Source organism: Actinomadura sp. 7K534 (assembly GCF_004348575.1).
GTDB lineage: Bacteria > Actinomycetota > Actinomycetes > Streptosporangiales > Streptosporangiaceae > Spirillospora > Spirillospora livida.
The window spans coordinates 1-21698 of the sequence record NZ_SMKB01000121.1; the positions used below are offsets into that span (position 1 = coordinate 1).

The following is a 21698-nucleotide window of genomic DNA, read 5'->3' on the forward strand; positions in this document are numbered from 1 at the left end:
GGTCAGCGGGGTTCGCGGGGCAGGCCGAGGGCGCGCTCGGCGATGATGTTGCGCATGATCTCCGAGCTGCCCCCGGCGATCGTGTACGCGCGGGCGTACAGGTAGGCGTCCTGCCAGCGGCCCCCGGCGACCGCGTCCGGATCGCCCTCGGCGAGGACGCCGGCCGCGCCGGGCAGCGACACGGCGTACTCCGCCATGCGCAGGTTCAGCTCGCTGAACGTCAGCTTGGTGGCCGGGGCGTCGATGACGCGTTCCCTGCCCGCCCGCCACCGGGCCATCGAGGTGTGGGCGAGCAGCGCGCAGGCGTCGACCTCGGCGCGGAACCTGGCCAGGTCCAGGCGCACGTCGTCCAGTTCCAGCGCGGGGCGGCCGGCCACGACGAGCTCGCGGGCGAGGTCGACCAGGTCCTGCCAGGCCATCTGAAGCTGCACGACCGAGACCCCCACGCCGTTGCGCTCCTCGGCCAGCGACGTGTTGGCGATCAGCCAGCCCGCCCCGGGCGCGCCGATGAGCGACCCGGCGGGCAGCCGGACGTCGTCGAAGAAGACCTCGTTGAAGTCGGAGGTGCCGGTCAGCTCCCGCAGCGGGCGCACCCGCACCCCCGGCAGGCCCATGTCCAGGACGAACGCGCTGATGCCCTTGTGCTTGGGCGCCTCGGGGTCGGTCCGGGCCAGCAGGTAGCCGTACCGCGCCCAGTGCCCGTTGGTCGTCCAGACCTTCTGCCCGTTGACGACCCAGTCGTCGCCGTCCCGGACCGCCGTGGTCCGCAGGGACGCCAGGTCGCTGCCCGCGTCCGGCTCGCTGAACAGCTGGCACCACACGTCCGCGCCGGACCGGATCCGCGGCAGGTACCGCCGCTTCTGCTCGTCCGAACCGAACTTGATCAGGGCGTGCGCGGCCAGCGAGCCGCCGCTCACGGGCATCGGCGCGCGGGCCCGGGCGATCTCCTCCCCCACCACGAACTGCCGCAGCGGGTCGGGGTCGGGCACCCCGCCGTACTCCTCGGGCCAGTCGGCGCCGAGGTGGCCGGCGGCGTACAGGTCGGCCGTCCAGCGCTGGAGCTCCGCCAGTTCGGCGGCGTTCTCCGGGCTGCGCACCCCCGACCTGACCTTGAAACCGGGGGCGTGCGCCGCGACGAACGCGCGGACCTGCCCGCGGAACTCCTCCAGCGGCGTACCGGCACCGAACTCCACGGCGGCGATCCCTCCTCGCGGGGAACGGGGGCGCTCCCCTTCCCGGCACCCTGCCGAGACAAGATGGTTTACTAGGTTATCTATCGGGCTGACACGGGGTCGATATCCTTGTGCACCTGGTCTTATAAGTCACCCATGCAGGGGAGCGATCGTCCATGGCACTGCCGGAGCCGGGGATACGGCGCGGGCCGTCCGCACCGTCCGACGGGGTCCGCCCGCCCAAGACCGGCGAGCTGGTGGCGCGCCGGCTCCGGCGCCGCATCGTGGAGGGCTCCCTCAGCGAGGGCGACTACCTGCCGACCGAGGCCGCGCTGATGGAGCACTTCGGCGTCTCCCGCCCCACGCTCCGCGAGGCGTTCCGGGTGCTGGAGTCCGAGGGGCTGATCGAGCTGCGCCGCGGCTCCCGCACGGGCGCCCGGGTGACCGTGCCCGGCCCGGAGGCGATCGCGCGGCCCGCGGCGCTGCTGCTCCAGCTGGGCAAGGCCGACCTCGCCGACGTGTACCAGGCCCGCAGCGCGATCGAACCCCCGGCGGCCCGGCTGCTCGCCCTCAGCGGCGACGACGAGCGGTACGCGGCGCTGGAGGAGGAGCTGGAGCTCGCGCGCGCCGCAGTCAGCGACTACGAGCGGTTCGCGGTCGTCAGCGCCCACTTCCACCTGCGGCTCGTCGAGCTGTCCGGCAACCAGACGCTGGCGCTGATGGCCGGGATGGTGCACGAGATCATCCTGCGGCAGACGCAGGCGTCGGTACGGGCCCACGAGGCGACCGGCGCGCACGGCGACTACCCGCGCGCGCTCCGCGCGTACGCGAAGCTCGTCACGCTCGTCCGGGCCGGCGACGGGCCCGCCGCCGAGCGCTTCTGGCACCGGCACCTCCAGGTCGCGGACGAGCTGGTCCTGCGCGGCCGGGAGGCCACCTCCGTCATCGACGTCCTGGAGTAGCCGGAGACCGCCCGGCGGGATCCGGCCGGACCGGCGCGCATCGGTGGAAGGGCGCACGGGCTCAGCCGACGAGTTCCATCAGGCGGGCGTAGTGGTACCGCGGGGTCCCGCCCAGCAGCTCGCCGGTCTTGATGCGCCGCAGGTAGAGGTGCAGGTCGTGCTCCCACGTGAACCCCATGCCGCCGTGCAGCTGCAGGGCGGTGCCGGCCGCCCGCGAGCACGCCTCCCCGGCGACGGCGGCCGCCTCGGCGATCCGCAGCCGCCGGGCGGCGCGGTCCCCGGCGTCCAGCGCGCGGGCTCCGGCGCGCACGCAGACGCGGGCGCGCTCGACGTCCACCGCCATGTCGGCGCAGTGGTGCTTGACGGCCTGGAAGCCGCCGATCACCCGTCCGAACTGGCGCCGCTCCTGGACGTACCGGAGCGTCATGGACAGCAGGCGCTCCGCGGCGCCGACCGCGTCGGCGGCATGGTGCAGGGCCAGCGCGTCGGCGAGGCCCTCGACGGTCTCGGTCTCGGCCCACGACCCGGCCGGTACGCGGACGCCGTCCATCGCGACGGACGCGAAGTCCCGGGTGATGTCGAGCGTGGTGCGCGCGGTACGGGCGACCCCGGGCGCATCGGCCTCGACGAGCGCGAGGACGGGCGCGCCGCCCGGTCCGATCGCGGTGGCCACGAGGGCGCCGGCGTCCGCCGCGCCCGCCGCGACGGCGGCCCGCCCGTCGAGGACCAGGCCGCCGTCCGGGCCCGAGGACGCCCGGAAGGGCTTCTCCCCCGGATCCGGCGGCACCGGGACGGCCAGCGCGTCGCCCGCCGCGACCCGGTCGGCCATGCCACCGCCGATCCCGGCGTCGTCGAGCGCTCGGCAGGCCAGCGCGGCCTGGCCGATCGGCAGCGGGGACGCCGCATGGCCCAGTTCCCCGACGACCAGCGCGAGGTCGGCGTGGGTGCCGCCTTCTCCGTCGCGCAGCAGTCCCACCAGCCCGAGTCCGGCGGCCTCGCGGAGGTCCTCCGGGCGCACCAGCGGCCCGCCGTCCCGGTCGGCGTGCGCCGCGGCGAGGTCGGTGCGGCCGGCCAGCCACTTCCGCACGGTCCCGGCGAGCGCCTCCTGCTCGTCGCTGATCACGAGGTCCATGCGCGGGCCTCCTCCCTCAGTACGTGCTTGCGGACCTTCCCGGCCGCCGTGCGCGGCAGCGTGTCCACGACGATGAGGCGCTCCGGGGTCTTCTGCCTGGCCGCCCCCAGCGACGCGAAGTGCTTCCGCACGCCGTCGAGGTCGAGTTCCTCCCCCGCGCGCAGGACGGCGAACGCGCAGACCCGCTCGCCGTAGCGCTCGTCCGGTTCGGCGACGGCGACCGCCTCGGCCACGGCGGGATGCGCGGCCAGCATGTCCTCGACCTCCTTGGAGGAGATCTTCTCCCCGCCGCGCACGATGATGTCCTTGAGCCGGTCGGTGATGGTCAGGTGGCCGTCCGGGTCCAGCCGTCCCACGTCACCGGTGCGGAGCCACCCGTCCGGGGTGAACGCCTGCGCGTTCAGCGCGGGGTCGCGGTACCCGGCGAAGACCTCCGGGCCGCGTGACCAGATCTCGCCTTCCTCCCCCACCGGCACGTCGTTCCCGTCGAGGTCGACGATGCGCACCTGGGTGCCGGGCTTGAGCGTCCCGTCCGTGGTGGCGCGCTTCCCCGCGGGGTCGTCGGCGCCGCCGGAGCTGATCGTGGGGTGCTCGCTGGACCCGTACGCCCGGTACGCGGCGATCCCGGCGCGCTCCGCCCGCTCCACCAGCACCGGCGGGACGCTCGCCGCGCCCACCAGGTACTCCCGCAGGGTCCCGGCGCCGCGCTCGCTCCGCTCGGCCGCGTCCAGCAGCGCCGCCAGGTGGAACGGGACGCCCGCCGAGGCGGTCACCCCGTGCTCGTGGAAGAGGTCCAGCGCCGTCTCCGCGTCCCATCTCTCCATGAAGACGGTCGACGTCCCGTTCACAAGGGCCCGCAGCAGCACGCAGAGCCCGGCGACATGCCCGGGCGGGAACGCGTCGAGGTAGACGTAGCCTTCGCCGTGCTCCGGCATGGTCGCCAGTTCCGCGAGCATGGAACGGTGCGTGTGCTGGACGCCCTTCGGCTCCGCCGTGGTGCCGGAGGTATAGACGAGCACGCAGATGTCGTCCGGGTCGGGCGCCTCCGGCGCGCCGGACGGCGGGTGCGCCTCCAGCGCCTTCCAGTCCGCGTCGCCGACGGCGACGACCCGCCGCAGCCCGGGCAGCTCCGCGCTCAGCGCCCGCACCTCCGCGGCCCGCTCGTCCCAGGTGATCAGGGCCGCGGCCGCGGACTGGCGCAGCACGAACCGGAGTTCGCGCAGGCCGTAGATCGGGACGATCGGGAGCACGACCGCGCCCCGCAGTAGCGCCGCGGCCTGGGCCACCGCGCTCTCCACGCGTCCGGTCAGCTGGACGGCCACCACGTCTCCGGGGACGATGCCCAGCTCCGCGAGGCCGGCCGCGACGCGCAGCGCCCGCCGGTGCAGCTCGTCCAGCCGCGTGGTCAGCACGCCGCGGGGGCCGTGGAAGACCAGCGGCGTGGCGCCGAACCGTTCGGCCGCGGCCCGCATCCCGGCACCGAGGTCGCTTCCCACCATCTCACCTCTACCTAGTGCACGAAGTGGTTTATGTGTACCCGTTCTCCGCATCCATCCTGCACAGACGCGATGATCACGGCCGCGGAGGGTGCGCGTCCGGCGTTCCGCTGGTGGAGCGCGGCGCGGCCGGCGGCTCAGGTGACGGCGCCGTCGATCTTGAGCTGGATCAGCTCGTCCTCGCTCCAGCCGAGCTCGCGCAGCACCTCGTCGGTGTGCTCCGCGAACTGCGGGGCGCGGCGCAGCTCCACCGGGGTCTCGTCGAACTGGACCGGGTTGGCGACCAGCTCGCGCGGGACGCCGTCGGCGTCCTCCAGCGCGGCGATGAGGCCGTTGGCCCGCAGCGACGGGTCCTGCGCCACGTCCCACGGCTCCTGGACGAGCGCCCACTGGCCGTCGGTCCCCTGGAGCAGCTCGGCCCATTCGGCGTGGTCGCGCGCCGCGATGATCTCCGCGACGATCTCGCCGGCCGCGGCGGCGTTCTTCATGATGTTCTCGACCCCGTCGAACCGCTCGTCGGAGATCAGGTCCTCGCGCCCCGCGACCCTGCAGAACTCGGGCCAGTACCGCCCCGGCTGCAGCATCGCCAGTTCCAGCCAGCGCCCGTCGGCGGTGCGGTAGGCGCCGATCAGCGGGTTGGCCATCGAGCCGTGCCTGGGCTGCTCGGGGCGGGGCAGCGGCCCGCCGACCGCGAGGGCGAGGTTCACCGAGAACTGGGTGGCCCACGCGCCGACGCCGAGCAGCGACACGTCGACCACCGAGGGCTCGCCGGTGGCCTTCCGGGAGTACAGCGCGGCCGCGATCCCGCCCGCGATGGTCATGCCGCCGATGGAGTCGCCGTAGGCGCCCGAAGGCTGGCGCATCACCCCGTCGGCGTCCGCAGGGGTGACGCCCGCCGCGCTGCCGCCCCGGGCCCAGAACGCGGTGCTGTCGTACCCGCCCTTGTCCGCCTCGTCGCCGGACTGGCCGAACCCGCTGCCGCGCACGTAGATGATGTCGGGGTTGATCGCCCTGATGTCCGCCACGTCGATGCCCAGCCGTGCGCGGGCGCCGGGCAGGAAGTTGGTCAGGAACACGTCGCTCTCGCGGACGAGCCGCTCCAGCACCGGCCGGGCGGCCGGGTTCTCCAGCGCCAGCCCGACGCTGCGCTTGCCCCGGTTCGGGCCCTCCATGATCGGGAAGAAGGAGCCGCCCCCGCGGGCGTCCAGCCCGAGCACCCGGATCAGGCCGCGCTGCGCGTCGCCCCGCTCGGCGTGCTCGATCTTGATGATGTCGGCTCCCCAGTCCGCCAGCACCGCGCCCGCGGCAGGCACGAAGGTGAACTGGGCGACCTCCAGGACGCGCACGCCCTCCATCGGTCGGTGCATGGTTCCCGCCCTATTGTGTGCACTCTGTCGATCTACTGCTCGGAGGGTAACAACCAGTCCGAGTCTGCGGAAGGCATCGGGCGGCACCGCTGCAAACTTCGACCGATCATGGCCTGTCGTGCGTCAAGGTCGAGAACGGGGCGGCCGCGCCCGCTGGCGTCCCACGCTCGCCGACACCGGGTGACGGTCAAGGGGACGACGCCACCAGATAGCTAATTGAGACTACCCAAATGGACAATGGAGTCGTACGATCCTGGGCACTGCATCCCATACGCGTGCCGAGGAGCCGAGATGGTCGCAGATCCCACCCCCCAGACCTGCCCTGTCGGTGACTACACGTCGTACGACACGGGACCCGCGCTCACCTTCTTCCAGCGCATGGACGCCTACCAGGACGGCGCCCGCCCGGTGATGCGCTCCGAGGAGGCGAACGGCTACTGGGTCTTCACCGACCACGAGGCCATCCACGACGGACTCCAGCGGACCGACCTGTGGTCCAGTTCGGCCATCATCCCGACCGACCCGAACCCGCCCTTCCGGCTGATCCCGCTGATGCTGGACCCGCCCGAGCACACCCCCTGGCGGGTGCTGCTCCGCGGCTACTTCTCCCCCAAGCGCGTCCGGAGCATGGCGGACGAGCAGCGGCGGCTGGCCGGAGAGATCATCGACGGCCTCGTGGCGCAGGGCGAGTGCGACTTCGTGGACGCGGTCGCGCGCGTCTTCCCCGCCACGATCTTCCTCCAGATCATGGGGATGCCGCCGACGAAGCTGCCGGAGTTCCTGGAGTGGGAGGGCATGATCCTGCACTCCGGCACCGACCGGGACCGCGTGGCGGCCGGCACCGGGCTGGTGATCGAGTACTTCGCGGGCCTGATCGCCGAGCGCCGGGCCGCCCCCGACCCGGACGCCACCGACATCGTCAACTCCGCGCTGAGCTGGGAGATCGACGGTGAGCCCGTCAACGACGCCGACCTGCTGAACTGCATGCTGCTGCTGTTCATGGCGGGCCTGGACACGGTCAGCAGCCAGTCGTCCTACATGTTCCTGCACCTGGCGACCCATCCCGCAGACCGCAAGCGGGTCACGGACGACCCGGACCTCATCCCCATCGTGGTCGAGGAGATCCTGCGCGCCTACCCGATCGTCCAGACCGCGCGCAAGGCCGTCAAGGACACCGAGTTCCACGGCTGCCCGGTCAAGGCGGGCGACATGGCGGTCTTCCCGCTGTCGGCGGCAGGCCGGGACGAGACCGTCCACCCCGGCGCCCGGCGCGTGAACCTGGACCGGGACTCCACCAAGCACATCTCCTTCGGCGGCGGGCCGCACCGCTGCCTGGGGTCGCACCTGGCCCGCCAGGAACTGGCCGTGCTGCTGGAGGAATGGCACCGGCGCATCCCCGACTACGGGCTCGCCGAGCGGCCGACCGAGCACTCCGGCGGCGTGTGGGCCCTGGACGACCTGAAGCTGCGCTGGAACGCCTGAGCGCGGCCGGCACCAACGAGGAGGCACCCATGAGCGAAGTGCCGGCCCACCGGCTCTACATCGACGGCGCCTGGACCGACGGCACCGGTGACGCGTGGACCGAGGTCGTGAACCCGGCGACCGAGGAGGTCATCGGCCGCGTCCCGGAGGCGACGCGGGTGGACGCGGAGCGCGCGGTGCGGGCGGCGCGGCACGCGTTCGACGAAGGCCCCTGGCCCTCGATGCCCGTCCGGGAGCGGGCCGCGGTCATGCTCCGCATGGCGGAGCTGCTGGAGCGCCGCGCGCCCGAGCTCATCGACCTGAACATCGCCGAGGTCGGCAGCGTCCGGATGCTGGCCGAGATGCTCCAGGTCGGCGTGCCCCTCGCGCACTTCCGGGACATGGCCGAGCGGATCATGCCCGGGTTCGCGTGGGAGCGGCCGCTGCCGCCGACGCCCGTCCCCGGACTGGGGCTCGGGCAGGGCGTCATCAGGCGCGAGCCGTTCGGCGTCGCCGCGCTCATCCCCGCGTACAACTTCCCGCTGTTCCTGAGCGTCATGAAGCTCGCGCCTGCGCTGGCGGCCGGGTGCACCACCGTGCTCAAGCCCGCGCCCGCCGGCCCGCTGGAGGTGCTGGCGCTCGCCGAGGTCGCCGAGGAGGCCGGGCTTCCGCCCGGCGTGCTCAACATCGTCACCGGCGGCGTCGAGGCGGGCCGGGTGCTCACCACCGACCCGCGGGTGGACCTGGTCAGCTTCACCGGCTCCGACACCGTCGGGCGGCAGGTGTACGCGCAGGCCGCGGAGGGCGTCAAGAAGGTCGTGCTCGAACTGGGCGGCAAGTCGCCGAGCATCATCTGCGAGGACGCCGACCTCGACAAGGCGCTGGGCGAGATGCTCGCCGGGATCGCCACCAACGCGGGCCAGGGCTGCTCGCTGTTCACCCGCACCCTCGTCCACCGCTCGCGGCACGACGAGCTGGTCGAGAAGGCCGTCGCCGCGCTGGGGTTCATCACCGTGGGCGACCCGGCGGACCCCGCCACCGCGATGGGCCCGCTGATCAGCCGGGCGCAGCGCGACAAGGTCGAGAAGCTCGTCCGCGCCGGCGAGGAGGAGGGCGCGCGGATCGTGCACGGCGGGCGCCGCCCCGCCGGCCTGGACCGCGGCTTCTTCTTCGAGCCCACCCTGTTCACCGGGGTGGACAACACCATGACGATCGCGCGGACCGAGTTCTTCGGGCCGGTCGGCTGCGTCATCCCCTTCGAGGACGACGACGAGGCCGTGCGGCTGGCCAACGACAACCCCTACGGGCTGGCCGGCTCGGTGTGGGCGGCCGACCCGCTGCGGGCCTACGGGATCGCCGGCCGCGTCCGGGCCGGGATGGTCATGGTCAACGGCGGTGGCGGCGGCGTGACGCCGCACGTGGCGTTCGGCGGCTACAAGCAGAGCGGGCTCGGCCGCGAATGGGGCGAGCACGGCCTGGACGAGTACCTGCAGACCAAGAGCATCACCTGGAGCGCGGCGTCCGGCTGACCGGCCGTACCCCGCGAGCGAGCACGACAACATGCACGACGAATGAGCACGGCGAACGAGAAGGGAGCGGCCATGAGCCGTCAAGAGGACGGACGGGCCGGCGACGGGCGCGTCCAGGACAAGGTCGTGTTCATCACCGGCGCCGCCCGGGGGCAGGGCCGCGCGCACGCCCTCCGGCTCGCCGAGGAGGGCGCGGACATCATCGGCGTCGACCTCTGCGGGGACATCGCCACCAACGGCTACGCGCTCGCCACCCGCGAGGACCTGGACGAGACCGTCCGCCAGGTGGAGAAGCTGGGCCGGCGCATGGTCGCCCGGCAGGCCGACGTGCGCGAGCCCGGCGAAGTCCGGGCGGCGGCCGACGCGGGCGTGGCCGAGCTCGGCAGGCTGGACGCCGTCGTCGCGCAGGCCGGCATCTGCCCCCTCGGCAACCAGGACCCGGCGGCGTTCCTCGACGCTGTCGCCGTCGACTTCAACGGCGTCGTGCACGCCGTCCAGGCCGCGCTGCCGCACCTGCCCGACGGCGGCTCGGTGATCGCAACCGGCTCGGTCGCCGGGCTGCTGCCGGGCGCCACCGACAACCCCGCCAACGGGTTCGGCGGGCTGGGCTACTCGTGGGCGAAGCGGGCCGTGGCCTCGTTCATCCACGACCTGGCGGTGACGCTGGCGCCGCGCAGCATCCGCGCCAACGCGGTCCACCCGACGAACACCAACACCGACATGCTCCACAGCGACCCGATGTACCGGGTGTTCCGCCCGGATCTGGCGAGCCCCACCCGCGAGGACGCGCTGCTCGCCTTCCCGGCGATGAACGCCATGCCGGTCGGGTTCGTGGAGCCCGAGGACGTCGCCTCCCTGGTCCTGTTCCTGGTCTCGGACGAGTCCCGTTTCATGACCGGCATGCAGCTGCGGGTGGACGCGGGCAGCTACGTCAAGAACCGTCCCCAGCCGCCCGCCTTCTGAGACCCGCGCCAGGAAGGAGCCACCGATGCCGCTGCAGCCCCACATGAAGCTGCTGTCCGTCGACGACCACCTGATCGAGCCCCCGCACGTGTGGACGGACCGCCTGCCGGCCAAGTACCGCGAGAGCGGGCCGGCCATCGTCGAGTATCCCCGCGGCGAGGGCCGGGCCCCCGCGGAGGTGTGGCGGTACGAGGGGCGGCTCTACCCCAACATCGGCCTCAACGCCGTCGCGGGGAAGCCCCCCGAGGAGTACGGGATCGAGCCGACCCGCTACGACGACATGATCCCCGGCTGCTACGACCCGCGGGCCCGGCTGGCGGACATGGACATCGACGGCGTCTGGGGAGCGATGTGCTTCCCGTCCTTCCCGCGGTTCGCGGGCACCGTCTTCCTTGAGGGCGAGGACCGCGAGCTGGCGCACCTGTGCGTGCGGGCGTGGAACGACTACGTGCTGGACGAGTGGTGCGCCGCCGCGCCCGACCGCTTCATCCCGCTGATCATCCTGCCGCTGTGGGACGTGGACCTGTGCGTGGCGGAGATCCAGCGCTGCGCCGCCAAGGGCGCCAAGGCCATCGCGTTCCCGGAGAACCCCGTCCCGCTGGGGCTCCCGTCCTTCCACACCGACCACTGGGACCCGGTGCTGTCGGCCGCGGAGGACGCGGACATGCCGCTGTGCATGCACTTCGGCACCTCCGGGCAGGCCCCGATCACCGCGCCCGAGGCGCCGATGGCCGTGATGATCGCCCTGTTCGGCTGCAACTCGATGTACGCCACCGCCGACCTGCTGTTCTCGCCGGTCTTCCACCGGCACCCCCGGCTGAAGATCGGCCTGTCGGAGGGCGGCATCGGCTGGATCCCGTACCTGCTGGAGCGCATCGACGGCACCTGGGAGCGGCACCGCCACTACCAGAACATCAACCAGGGCGTCCGGCCCTCGGAGCTGTTCGCCCGGCACATCCACGGGTGCTTCATCGACGACGAGTTCGGCATCCAGGCGCGGCACGCGATCGGGATCGACAACATCACGTGGGAGTGCGACTACCCGCACTCCGACTCCTACTGGCCCAAGAGCCGGGCCGTCGCCGCCGAGCGGCTGGCCGGGGTCCCGGACGACGAGGCGCACAAGATCGTGGAGCTGAACACCCGGCGGCTCTACAACTTCGGCGCATGACGGGCGGGCCGGCGGGCGGGCCGCCGCCGGAGGCGGAGCGCTCCGACTGGACGGACCAGGACCTGCTCACCCGCGACGAGGCGGGCGGGCGGATCCGGGCCGAGATCGCCGAGACGCAGGCGCGGCTGGACCGGACCGACCCGTCGCGGGCCGAGGAGCGGGCCGCCCTGGAACGGCGCCTCGCGGCGCTGCGCGCCCACGCCGCCGCGTCGGCGGGCCCGTCCGGCGCCTGACGACGCCGGACGGGCCCCGGCGGGGCGTCGCCGCCCCGCCCCTACCGCTTCACCGCCTCGTCGAGCAGCGTGCCGCAGGCCGGCTTGGCCTTCGGGTCGGGCACGAACTCCTTGTCCTTCAGGATCGAGACGAAGAAGCAGTTGCCGGACGCGTGGCTGCCCGCGATGGCGCCGTAGTCGGAGAAGTCGATCGGCTTGGGCACCAGGCCGCCCGCGTCCCAGTCCTCGCTTTCGCGGAGCGCGTCGATGAACTGCTCCTGGGTCGCGTCGCAGCCCGCCTTCTTGAACCCGTGCAGCAGCAGGTCGGCGCTCACCCACCCGATGCTCTCCGAGAAGCTCGGCAGGTCGGTCGTCGAGCCGGCGTGCTTCTTGACGCCCTCGGCCATCGCCGTGCCGCCCGGCGTCGGCACCCCGATCGGGGCGGTGTTCGTCACGAAGCCGAGGCCCTGGGCCGCCTGCACGGCGGGCTCGGACTTCAGCAGGTCGGCGCCGTACCCGGTGGCCAGGAGGACGGACTTCAGTTCGACGCCCGACTGCTTCAGCCCGCCGACGACGGCGAAGGCCGTCTCGGGCGTCACCGGGAGGTACAGCACGTCGGCGCCGGAGTTCTTGATGCCGAGGACGAGCGAGCCGACGTCCTTGCTGCCGAAGGGCACCTTGACGTTGACGTAGCCGCGCTCGAGCCCGGCGTGCTCGGCGGACTGGATGCTCGCCAGGGCCGCGCCGGACGAGCTCGCGGTGTCGAAGCTGACCGTGGCCGCCTTGGTGCCGCCGAGGCTCTTCCAGTAGGCGCCCATCGTCGAGGCGACCTTGTCGTAGTCGGTGTTGCCGAGGGTGTTGAACAGGTTGCGGTAGTCCTTGTTCAGCCACTGCTCGCCGCCGTCGAAGCCCGATCCCACGAACGGGGTCCCCTTGGCCTGGGTGCCGGCGAACTGGCCGGCGCCGAAGAAGAACGAGCTGTTCGGGACCCCGGCGAACACGTCGTCCTGGCGGACGAGCTTCTGGGTGGCGGCCAGCGCGCCCTGGGGCGTGGAGGCGTCGTCGGCCGTCACGACCTGGAAGTCGCGGTCGCAGGCGCCGGGCTCCTCCTTGTAGGCGGCCAAGCGCGCCTTGACCCCGGCCTCGACGCCGGTGAAGCCGGCGCTGGCCGAGCCGCTCAGCGACGTCAGGACTCCGATCTTCGTGGTTCCGCCGGTGCCGGACTCCTCCCCGCCGCACGCCGTCGCGGCCAGCAGGAGGGCGCAGGCGGCGCCCGCGGCGGCGAGGGGCTTCGTCTTGGGCAGGGTCGTCTTGGGCAGGGTCGTCCTGGGCGGTTTCGTCCTTGGCAGTGTCGTCCTTGGCATGGGGTCTCCCTTTCGGACGGGACGCCGACCGGCGACCGCGAGGCTCCGCGGCTCCGAAACCGGCCGGGCAAGCCGAGCAGACCTAGGTAGCTAAGTAAACTTAATAGACACAATTAAAGCGAGCGGTCGCAACACAAGCGTTACCTGACATGTCCATGATCAGCTGAGATGCGTGGTCAGGCGAGGAATCTAAAGACCTGCAGCAGATGCCCTATTGACTCACGTGGATAACTAAGTGCACTGTATATGGATCTACGGTGACGGCCGTCACACCGCCGCCGCCCGTAGCCTCATCCGGCCGTAGCCCCTGGACGGTGCCCGTGCTGCAGTACGTCCTCGCCGGTCTGGCGCTGGGCGCGATCTACGCGATCGCCTCGGCGTCGCTCGTCGTCACCTACGCCTCCTCCGGCGTCTTCAACTTCGCCTTCGGGGCCATGGCCTTCTCGGTCGCCCGCTTCTACTACTTCCTGCACACCGAGAACGGGTGGCCGATCACGGCCGCGGCGGCGGTGTCGCTCGGCGTCTTCGCGCCGGCGCTCGGCGCGCTGCTGTACTGGCTGCTCTTCCGCCACCTGCTGCTGCGCCCGCCGCTGATCAAGATCGTCGCCACCATCGGCGTCTCGGTGGCGCTGCCGCCGGCCGTCGACCTGGTCTTCGGCAAGCTCCCCAACACGACCGCGCCGGGACTGGCGGCCGTCCCGTTGACGGTCTTCCACCCGTTCGGGGCCACCGTCACGATGGACCAGGTCGTGAACTACCTCGGCCTCGCCGTCGTGCTCGTCGTGGGCGTCACGGTGCTGCGGTTCACCGACGCCGGGCTCAGGGTCCGCGCGTTGGTCGACTCGGCGGCCCTGAGCGGGCTGTCCGGGGTGAACGCCTCGCGCGTCTCGCTCGGTGTCTGGGCCGCGACCACCACGCTGGCCGGGCTCGCCGGGATCCTCGTCGCGCCCACCGCGGGCCTGTCGACCGACGGCATGACCTACCTCATGGCCGCCGCGTTCGCAGCCGTCGTCGCGGCCCGGCTGACGAACCTGCCGGCCGCCGTCCTCGCCGCCCTGGCGATGGGCGTGTTCACCACTGTCGTCCAGCGCTACCTGGATCCGGAGAGCCCGCTGTCCGCGCAGATCGTGCCGAGCATCCCGTTCGGGTTCATGCTGCTCTTCCTCCTCTACTACGCGCTGCGCGGGCGGGTCCGCGACGAGCCCGCGGGCGGTGCGCTCGACCGGGCGATCCGGGTCGAGGACGGCGGCGCCCCGCGAACCGATCCACCGGCCGATCCACCGGCCGGTTCACGGCACGGCCACCGCTCCCTGCCGGCGGTGGCCAAGGCCGCCGGGCTGGTCGCCGTGGCGGCGCTCCCCCTCGTCCTGGACGAGTACTGGGCGGGACTCGCCGTGACCGGGCTGGCGCTGAGCCTGGTCCTGCTGTCGTACACGCTCGCCACGGGCGAGGGCGGGATGATCTGGCTCTGCCAGATCACCTTCGCGGGCCTCGGGGCGCTCACCTCCGCCGAACTGGCGACCACGTACGGGTGGCATCCGCTGACGGCGGTCGCCGCGGGCGCGCTGCCGGTCGTGGTGCTCGGCGTGGTGATCGGGCTGCTCACCCTCAAGCTCGGCGACCTGTACGTGGCCCTGGTGACGCTGACGTTCGGGCTGCTGGTGCAGACCCTGGTGTTCACCCGGGACCGCTTCTACAACTACGGGCAGGGCGTGGCGATGCCCAGGCCGGGGTTCGCCGAGGACGACCGCGTGTTCGCCTACCTGACCCTGGCCGCCTTCGCGCTCATCGCGCTGTTCATCGTCAACTTCCGGCGCTCGACCGCGGGCCTGGCGATGGCCGCTGTTCGCTGGAGCGAGGACGGCGCGCGCACCGTCGGCCTGAGCATCGTCCGGACGAAGCTGCTGGTGTCGGCGATCGCGGCCTGCATCGCCGCGGTCGGCGGCGGCTTCCTGGCCATGAACGCGCAGGCCGCCATGCTGGACACCTACAACGTCTTCGGCGGGCTGGTCTGGCTGGCCGTCCTGGTGACGATCGGTTCGCGGTCCCCCGTCGCGGCGCTCGTGGCGGGCCTGGGCTTCCACTTGCTGCCGGGGGTCTTCCAGACCCACCTGCCCAGCGCGTGGGCCGAGGTGCCCGTGCTGCTGTTCGGCCTCGGCGCGATCATGGTCGCGAAGGACCCGGACGGGGTACTCGCGATGCACGCACGGCAGCTGCGCGGCCTTGCGGACCGCTGGGCGCGCCACCGTCCCGCCGCGTCCCCGGCACCGCTCGCGGCCACGGCATCCGCATCCGCATCCGAACCGACCGGCGGGGAGCGCCCATGACCACGGTGACCACCGGCCCGCCCGATGCCTCCACGGCGGCCGCCCGGCTGGAGGCGTCCGGGGTGACGGTGCGCTTCGGCGGGCTCGTCGCCCTGGAGGGCGTCGACATCACGGTCCCGGCCGGCGCGATGGTCGGGCTCGTCGGGCCGAACGGCGCGGGCAAGAGCACGCTGTTCGCCGTCCTGTCCGGGCTGCTCAGGCCGGACGCGGGACGGGTGCGGATGGGCGGCGAGGACGTGACCCGGGCCTCCGCCGCGGCGCGGGCGCGGCGCGGTCTCGCCCGGACCTTCCAGCGCCCCGAGCTGTTCTCCGGCCTGACCGTCCGCGAGCACGTCGTGCTTGCCGACCGCGTCCGCCGCCGCGGCGGCCGGATCCTGCGGGACCTGGTGACGGGCGGGGGCTTCCGGCGGCCGAGCGCCGCCGAGGACGAGCGCGTCGCGGCGATCATCGAGTCGCTGCACCTGGAGGAGCTGCGGGACCGGGAGGTGTCGGGGCTGTCCCTCGGCGCCTGCCGGCTGGTCGAGGTCGCCCGGGCGCTGGCCACCGGCCCGGACGTCCTCCTCCTGGACGAGCCCGCGTCCGGGCTGGACGGCCGCGAGACCGCGGAGCTCGCCGCGACGCTCACCCGCGTCAACGCCGAGCACGGCGTCTCGCTGCTGCTCGTCGAGCACGACGTCGAGCTGGTCCTGGGCATGTGCGAGACGGTCAACGTCCTCGACTTCGGCACCGTGCTCCGGACGGGCCCGCCGGAGGAGATCCGCTCCGACCCGGCGGTGCGCGCCGCGTATCTCGGGGCCGAACAGCCACCCGGCACCGCCCGGGACGCCGCCCCCGACACCGACCCGGAGGAGGAGCGCCGGTGAGCACGACCACCACCCTGTTGTCGGTGCACGGGCTCGAGGTCCGGTACGGCCCGGCCCTGGCGCTGTCCGGAGTGTCCTTCGACGTCCCCGAGAAGGGCGCGCTGGCGGTGCTCGGCGCGAACGGCGCGGGGAAGAGCACGCTCGCCCGCACGCTGAGCGGCCTGGTCCCGCCGGTCGCCGGGCGGGTCGCGTTCGCCGGGCGGGACATCACGGCCGCGTCCCCGAGCGCCGTCCGCAGGGCGGGCCTGGTCCACCTGCCCGAGGGACGCGGCGTCTTCCCCGGCCTGACCGTGCACGAGAACCTCCGCATGGCGCTGACCGCGGCCGGCACCGAGCGCGCGGGCGCGATGGACCGCGCGTTCACGATCTTCCCGGTGCTCGCGGAGCGGCGCCGGCAGCGGGCCGGCACCCTCTCCGGCGGTGAGCAGCAGATGCTCGGCCTGGCCCGCGCGCTGATGGTCTCACCGCGGCTGGTGATCGCCGACGAGCTGTCGCTCGGCCTCGCGCCCACGCTGGTGGACGTGGTCTTCGAGAGCCTGGAGCGGGCGCGGGCGGCGGGCGCCGCGATCATCATGATCGAGCAGTTCGCGCACCGGGCGCTGGAGTTCGCCGACCGCTGCCTCGTCCTGCAGCGCGGCACCGTCGCGTGGTCCGGCCCGGCCGGCGCGGCGGGCGACGAGGTGCTGCGCCACTACCTCGGCGCGGCGGAAACGGCATGAGCGCCGGGAAGATCATCCGTGCCGCCGGCCGGGCCCGGTGATCCGCGGGCTCACTACCATGGGCGTGTCCGGACCACCCGTAGAGGAGTTCCAACCCGATGGCGACGCCCGCTGCGAACGCCCCGCTCGCCGGCGCCGCCGATCCCGCCCCGCGCGCCCCCGCCGAGGCCCGGAACGGAGTGCGGGCGGTGACGCTGGGCGCCCGGGTGGCCCAGCAGATCGAGGACCGGATCGTCCGGGCGGGCTGGCCGGTCGGCCGCAACCTCGGCTCGGAGCACGACCTGCAGGAGCGGTACGGCGTGAGCAAGTCCGTGCTGCGCGAGGCCGTCCGGCTGGTGGAGCACCACGGGGCGGCGCGGATGCGGCGCGGCCCCGGCGGCGGGCTGTTCGTGACCGCCCCGGACGTGGCGCCCGCGGCCCGCGCGGTGGTCACCTACCTCGACTACGCGGGCACCACGGTCGACGACCTCGTCGACGCCCGGCTGCTCCTGGAGACCCGCGCGGTCATGCTCGCCTCCGAACGGCTCACCGAGGAGGGCGTCGGGCTGCTGCGGAGCCTGCTGGAGCAGGAGGCCAGGAGGCGCACCGAGCCGGGCCTCTGGTCCCAGGACCTCGTCCATACCGCGCTCTGCGAGCTGTCGGGCAATCCGGCGCTGCTCGCGTTCACCGAGGTGCTCACGCGGCTCACCGACCGGTACGCGCACACGGTGCGGCGCACGTCGAAGGCGGAGGCGACGCGCAACAAGGAGCTCGCCGGCCGGAGCCACGAGGTGATCGTCGAGGCGGTCGTCGCCGGCGACACCGCGCGGGCCTACGCCGAGCTGACCGGGCACCTGCGCGGGGCCGCCGCGTGGATGAAGGGCGGCCGCGCCGGCGCCGGCGGCCCGATCGCGTGGCAGCTGCTGGAGGCGCCGGGCGCGAAGCTCAGCGAGATCGTCGCGGCCCGGGTCCAGGACACGATCGCGGCGGACGGCTGGCCGGTCGGGGCCTCCCTCGGCTCGGAGGCCGAACTGCTGGAGCGGTACGGCATCGGGCGGGCGGTGCTGCGCGAGGCCGTCCGGCTGCTGGAGCACCACGGCGTCGCCCGGATGCGGCGCGGCCCCGGCGGCGGGCTCCTGGTCACCGCGCCGGACCCCGCCGCCAGCATCGACTCCATGGCGCTCTACCTCGGCTACCGGCGTGCGGGCGCGGAGCACCTGCGGGCGGTCCGCGAGGCGATCGAGTTCGGCGCGCTGGGCCCGGTCACGGCCCGGCACGGCGAACCCGGGATCGCGGAACGGCTGGAGGCGGCGGTACGCGGCCGCGCTTCCGGCCGCGCTTCCGGCGGGGACGGCTTGCCGCCCGCGACCTTCCACGACGAGCTCGTCCATCTCGCCGGGAATCCGGTGCTCTCGCTGTTCGTCCGGATCCTCGCCGAGCTCCGGAACCGGCAGGACGGCGCCCCGCACACCGGCCCGGCCGCGCGCACACCCGCGGACCCGGCGGCGTCCGGGCGGGCCGCCGGCCGGGAGCGGGCGCACCGGGAGATCGTCGCCGCGATCCTCGCCGGGGACGAGAGCCTGGCCCGGCACCGGATGCGCCGGGACCTCGCCGAATGCGACGACTGGTGACGGCGGCTGTGCGGAGTGGGGGCCCGCGCGGCCTGTGGCGGCGCCCACACCCGCACAGGCCGTCCGCGGGGGACGGCACTACCTAAGATCGGAGCGTGGACGCCACGGAAGTCACGGATGGGCCCCCCGCGGCCGAGGGTGCGTCCCGGCTCGCGGCCGGTTCCGTCGACGGCTCCGTGGAGAAGCTCGCCGCGCGGGTGGCGCGGCGCATCGAGGCGGAGGTGATCCGGCGGGGCTGGCCCGTCGGGGAGGTGCTCGACTCCGAGCCGGTGCTGCGGGAGCGCCACGGGGTGAGCCGCGCCGTGCTGCGGGAGGCCGCCCGGTTGCTGGAGCACCACCAGGTGGCGCGGATGCGCCGCGGGCCCGGCGGCGGCCTGGTGATCTGCGCCCCGGACGCGGAACCGACGGTGCGGGCGATGGTCGTCTACATCGAGTACGTCGGCACCGACCTGCGGGACGTGCTGCTCGCCCGCCGCCTCATCGAGCCGGTCCTCGGCAGGCTCGCCGCCGAGCGCATCGACGAGGAGGGCATCGCGAGGCTCCGCGCGACCGTCGCGGCGGAGCTGTCCCCGCCGGAGGCCGGCGAGTGGGCGGGCGGGCTGTTCCACACCGTGCTGAGCGAGATGACCCGCAACCCGGTGCTCCAGCTGTTCATCGACGTCCTGGAGCAGCTCGCCTACCGGTACGTCGCCCTGGCCAGGCCGATGACCGGGGACGAGGTGCGCAGCTTCAGGGAGACCACCCACCACCGGCACGGGAGCATCCTCGACGCCACGGTCGCGGGGGACGTGCCGCGCGCCCAGCTCGGGCTGATCGAGCACCTGGACGAGGTCACCGAGTGGTTCCGCACCGCGAGCGGCGACGACGAGGCCGGCGCGGGCCCGGCGGTCCGGCTGGCGCCGGCGCCGGTGGGCCTGGCGGCCGGCCGCACGCTCGCCGAGGTGGTCGCGGTGCGGATCCACGAGGACATCCTCCGCGAGGGCCTGCCGGCCGGGACGGTCCTCGGCTCGGAGTCCGAGCTGATGACCCGCTACGAGACCAGCCGTGCCGTGCTCCGCGCGGCCGTCCGGCTGCTGGAGCACCACTCGGTCGCCACGTCCCGGCGCGGGCCCGGCGGCGGGCTGGTCGTCACCCGCCAGGAGCCGCGGGCCGCCATCGACGCCACCGCGCTCTACCTGGCCTACCGCGACGCCACCGCAGCCGACCTGCTCGTCGTGCGGGAGGCGATCGAGGTCGGCCTCGTCGCGCGGCTGGCCGTCCGGCGGGCGGAACCGCGGATCGCCGCCGGCCTGGCGGCCGTCGAGGAGCGGCTGGGACGGCCCCCGGCCGGCGGCTCCGACCGGGACTTCCACGCCGACCTCGCCGAACTGGTCGGGAACCCCGTGCTGACCCTCTTCCTGCGGATCCTCACCGAGCTGTCCCTCCGCACCGGACGGGCCGGGGCCTGCGGGCACGGCGGCGACGCGGAGCACCGGGAGATCCTCGCAGCCGTCCTGAACGGCGACGCCAGCCTCGCCCAGTACCGGATGCGCCGGCACCTGGCTCCCTGAGCACCGGCTTTGAGCGCACTTAATTAGGTAGTTTGCTGCGACTTCTCGCTTCTGCTTCTTGAGTACGCAAAATTGTGAACACTATAATCCGGTGCCATGGATCGACCGACGGTGCGGCCCGTGCCCCAGCCGACGCTCGCCAGCGCGGACTTCTGGGCCGCGGGCGCGGACGGGGAGCTGCGCATCGCCCGCTGCGGCGGCTGCTCGGCCTACACCCATCCGCCCCTGCCGCGGTGCCGCTCCTGCCGCAGCCCGGCCATGACGATGACGCCGGTCAGCGGCCGGGCCGTCGTGGCGGGGTTCACCGTGAACGCCCAGCAGTGGCTGCCGGACCTCCCGCCGCCCTACGTCATCGCGGTCGTCATCCTGGACGAGGACGAGGGCGTGCGCCTGACCACGAACATCGTCAACTGCGACCCCGGCAACGTGCACGTGGGGATGCGGGTGCGGGTGCTGTTCGAGAAGGCCGGTGAGGTCTACCTCCCGCTGTTCGAGCCCGACCCCGACCGGCCCGAGCCCCCGGGACCCGTCCCAGGGCCGCCCGCGCGCCGCCCGGTACCGCGCCCGATGGCCACCACGCGCAAGTTCGAGGACGCGGTGGCCCTGACCGGCGTCGGGCAGTCCGCCGTCGGCCGCCGCCTCATGGTCGATCCCCTCTCCCTCACCGTGGACGCCTGCCTGGACGCGATCGCGGACGCGGGCCTCGCCCCGGACGACATCGACGGCCTGGCCACCTACCCCGGCCCCGGGCCCGGCGGCATGTCGGAGGGCGGGGTCATGGCGCTGGAGGAGGCCCTGCGGCTGCGCCCGACCTGGGTCAACGGCGGGCCGGAGACGCCCGGCCAGATCGGGTCGATCACCTCGGCGATGCTGGCCGTCGCCGCCGGGCTGTGCCGGCACGTGCTGTGCTTCCGGACGGTGTGGGAGTCGTCCCATGCCGCCCTGGTCCGCTCCGGGCGGTGGCACGTCCCCGACGGCCCCGCCACCGGCATGATGGAGTGGCGGCTGCCGTTCGGCGCGGCGTCGGCGGCGAACTGGATCGCCTGCCAGGCGTCCCACTACTTCCACCGGTACGGGGACGACCGCGAGACGCTCGGCTGGATCGCGGTCAACGCGCGCCGCAACGCGGCCCGCAACCCCGAGGCGATCTACCGCGAGCCGCTCACCATGGACGACTACCTCGCGGCGCGGATGGTCTCCTCCCCCTTCGGCCTGTACGACTGCGACGTGCCCGTGGACGGGGCGGTCGCCGTCATCGTGTCGGCCGTGGAGGCGGCCGCGGACCTGCCCGGGCCCGCCGTGCTCGTCGAGGCCGCCGGCACCCAGATCACCGAGCGGCTGAGCTGGGACCAGGACACCCTCACCCACCTGCCGCAGTCGCTCGGCCCTTCGGCGCACCTGTGGAGCCGGACGTCGCTGCGCCCCGGCGACGTCGACGTCGCCGAACTGTACGACGGGTTCAGCTTCAACGCCCTGTCGTGGCTGGAGGCGCTCGGGTTCTGCGAGTTCGGCGAGGCCCGCTCCTTCATCGACGAGGGCCGCGGCATCGCCCTGGACGGGCGGCTGCCGCTCAACACCCACGGGGGCCAGCTGTCCGCGGGCCGGACGCACGGCTACGGGTTCGTGCGCGAGGCGATGCTGCAGCTGCGGGGCGAGGCCGGGGACCGCCAGGTCCCGGGCGCCCGCGTCGCGGTCGTCACCGCCGGCGGCGGCGTCCCGTCAGGGGCGCTGCTGCTGCGCGCGGACGGCTGAGCCCCGGCGTCCGAGCCCCCGGCATCCGAGCCCCCCGAGCCCCTAGCC

Annotated in this window: 17 protein-coding genes; 12 read left to right on the forward strand and 5 right to left on the reverse strand. The window is 73.8% G+C overall.

Annotated elements, in window-relative coordinates:
* Positions 1-2: 2 nt before the first annotated feature.
* Positions 3-1193 (reverse strand): acyl-CoA dehydrogenase family protein, encoded by a 1191-nt coding sequence (locus tag E1266_RS22390; RefSeq protein WP_132050014.1) that lies wholly within the window; start codon positions 1191-1193, stop codon positions 3-5.
* 155 nt (positions 1194-1348) lie between these two features.
* Here E1266_RS22390 and E1266_RS22395 point away from each other — a divergent pair, with 155 nt between their 5' ends.
* The gene (locus E1266_RS22395) at positions 1349-2134 is read left to right on the forward strand and encodes an FCD domain-containing protein (RefSeq protein WP_132050015.1); all 786 of its coding nucleotides are present in this window, start codon (positions 1349-1351) and stop codon (positions 2132-2134) included.
* Positions 2135-2195: 61 nt separating this feature from the next.
* On the opposite strand, the gene E1266_RS22400 is transcribed toward E1266_RS22395, so the two are convergent.
* The 3 genes from E1266_RS22400 to E1266_RS22410 form a co-directional block, all read right to left on the reverse strand.
* A complete protein-coding gene (locus E1266_RS22400) occupies positions 2196-3266 on the reverse strand; it encodes an acyl-CoA dehydrogenase family protein (RefSeq protein ID WP_132050017.1) in 1071 nt (356 codons plus the stop codon).
* On the reverse strand, positions 3254-4765 hold the full coding sequence (locus E1266_RS22405) for an AMP-binding protein (RefSeq protein WP_207945844.1): 1512 nt from the start codon (positions 4763-4765) through the stop codon (positions 3254-3256). Before E1266_RS22405 ends, E1266_RS22400 begins: the two co-directional genes overlap by 13 nt.
* Before the next feature lie 134 nt (positions 4766-4899).
* Positions 4900-6129, reverse strand: a complete 1230-nt coding sequence (locus tag E1266_RS22410) for a CoA transferase (RefSeq protein ID WP_165966166.1) — start codon at positions 6127-6129, stop codon at positions 4900-4902.
* Positions 6130-6420: 291 nt separating this feature from the next.
* Between E1266_RS22410 and E1266_RS22415 the strand changes: the two genes are divergently transcribed.
* The 5 genes from E1266_RS22415 to E1266_RS22435 all read left to right on the forward strand — a co-directional run bounded on the left by E1266_RS22415 (position 6421) and on the right by E1266_RS22435 (position 11486).
* A complete protein-coding gene (locus E1266_RS22415) occupies positions 6421-7611 on the forward strand; it encodes a cytochrome P450 (protein WP_132050021.1) in 1191 nt (396 codons plus the stop codon).
* Positions 7612-7640: 29 nt separating this feature from the next.
* Complete coding sequence (locus E1266_RS22420; RefSeq protein ID WP_132050022.1) at positions 7641-9119, forward strand: aldehyde dehydrogenase family protein; 1479 nt, start codon at positions 7641-7643, stop codon at positions 9117-9119.
* Positions 9120-9191: 72 nt separating this feature from the next.
* Positions 9192-10082 carry a mycofactocin-coupled SDR family oxidoreductase gene (locus E1266_RS22425; protein WP_132050024.1) on the forward strand — a complete coding sequence of 297 codons (891 nt, stop codon included), beginning with the start codon at positions 9192-9194 and terminating at the stop codon, positions 10080-10082.
* 25 nt (positions 10083-10107) lie between these two features.
* Positions 10108-11253: an amidohydrolase family protein gene (locus tag E1266_RS22430; protein ID WP_132050026.1), complete on the forward strand. Its 1146-nt coding sequence runs from the start codon at positions 10108-10110 to the stop codon at positions 11251-11253.
* Positions 11250-11486, forward strand: a complete 237-nt coding sequence (locus E1266_RS22435; protein WP_132050028.1) for a hypothetical protein — start codon at positions 11250-11252, stop codon at positions 11484-11486. The genes E1266_RS22430 and E1266_RS22435 overlap by 4 nt, the downstream gene beginning before the upstream one ends.
* 41 nt (positions 11487-11527) lie before the next feature.
* Here E1266_RS22435 and E1266_RS22440 read toward each other — a convergent pair whose 3' ends face one another.
* A complete protein-coding gene (locus E1266_RS22440) occupies positions 11528-12829 on the reverse strand; it encodes an ABC transporter substrate-binding protein (RefSeq protein WP_132050030.1) in 1302 nt (433 codons plus the stop codon).
* 314 nt (positions 12830-13143) lie between these two features.
* Between E1266_RS22440 and E1266_RS22445 the strand changes: the two genes are divergently transcribed.
* The 6 genes from E1266_RS22445 to E1266_RS22470 all read left to right on the forward strand — a co-directional run bounded on the left by E1266_RS22445 (position 13144) and on the right by E1266_RS22470 (position 21650).
* A complete protein-coding gene (locus E1266_RS22445; protein ID WP_207945845.1) occupies positions 13144-15156 on the forward strand; it encodes an ABC transporter permease in 2013 nt (670 codons plus the stop codon).
* The gene (locus E1266_RS38890; protein ID WP_132050033.1) at positions 15153-16019 is read left to right on the forward strand and encodes an ABC transporter ATP-binding protein; all 867 of its coding nucleotides are present in this window, start codon (positions 15153-15155) and stop codon (positions 16017-16019) included. The genes E1266_RS22445 and E1266_RS38890 overlap by 4 nt, the downstream gene beginning before the upstream one ends.
* Positions 16016-16738, forward strand: coding sequence for an ABC transporter ATP-binding protein (locus E1266_RS38895; protein WP_207945846.1), 723 nt, complete (start codon positions 16016-16018; stop codon positions 16736-16738). The genes E1266_RS38890 and E1266_RS38895 overlap by 4 nt, the downstream gene beginning before the upstream one ends.
* A gap of 98 nt (positions 16739-16836) precedes the next feature.
* Entirely contained in the window at positions 16837-18348 is a 1512-nt protein-coding gene (locus E1266_RS22460; RefSeq protein ID WP_132050035.1) for an FCD domain-containing protein, read from the forward strand.
* Positions 18349-18443: 95 nt separating this feature from the next.
* On the forward strand, positions 18444-19898 hold the full coding sequence (locus tag E1266_RS22465; protein ID WP_207945847.1) for an FCD domain-containing protein: 1455 nt from the start codon (positions 18444-18446) through the stop codon (positions 19896-19898).
* Between the two features lie 96 nt (positions 19899-19994).
* Positions 19995-21650, forward strand: coding sequence for an OB-fold domain-containing protein (locus tag E1266_RS22470; RefSeq protein WP_132050037.1), 1656 nt, complete (start codon positions 19995-19997; stop codon positions 21648-21650).
* The last annotated feature ends 48 nt before the right edge of the window (positions 21651-21698 follow it).